At 54.9% G+C, this 614-nt stretch carries 1 protein-coding gene; it reads left to right on the top strand.

Annotation, left to right across the window (positions count from 1 at the left end):
- A partial coding sequence (locus RV1423_RS30475; RefSeq protein ID WP_197035033.1) for a hypothetical protein occupies positions 1-614 on the top strand: 614 nt, incomplete at both ends.

Here is a 614-nt window from a genome sequence, read left to right as displayed (position 1 = left end):
CGTTGGATCAACTCTCCGGCCTCGTCGATGATCTGGGCACGTCGGACTCAAGACTGAAATACCAATCGCCGCACACTCATGATCAACTCCGCATCCAGGAAGAGATTCGCCAGGAGCAGAAGAAGCACCAGGGCGCATTGAATGTACCGAAGTCGCCAAGGTGGATGCGCAAGATCAAACGGTCGCTGGAAAAAACCGGTTTGCGTGAATCGCGCGAAGACAAGCAAGCGCGCAAGCGCCGCAAAGAGCAAGAGGAAAAAGAGTTCATGGAACTCAGCAGCCAGTTCGAGCAGCAGGAGTCGCAACGAACACCCTCTGAGCGCGATAGCCAGGAGGGTAGTCGCCGAGGAGGGCCTGAGGAGTGGATGCATCGGGCCAAGGAAGCGTTCAAAGAAATGATCAAGCAGACGGGCCTCTATGAGTCAGGCAAGGAAAGAGAAGACAAACAGAGACAGTTAAAGAGGGACGACGAGCGACGATGGCAGAGCGAAAAGGAGTTTGAAGACCTCCAGCACGAATACGAAAGACAGAAGCAAGAGGCCAAGGCGCAAGGCAAGCCTGAGCCGTCTCAACCGGATCGGCTCATGGATGCCGAATGGAATGCACAGGCATAT

Source organism: Herbaspirillum sp. RV1423 (assembly GCF_000577615.1).
Lineage (GTDB): Bacteria > Pseudomonadota > Gammaproteobacteria > Burkholderiales > Burkholderiaceae_D > Herbaspirillum.
Note: the sequence above shows the minus strand (reverse complement) of the source record. Positions and strands in the feature narration are given on the sequence as shown.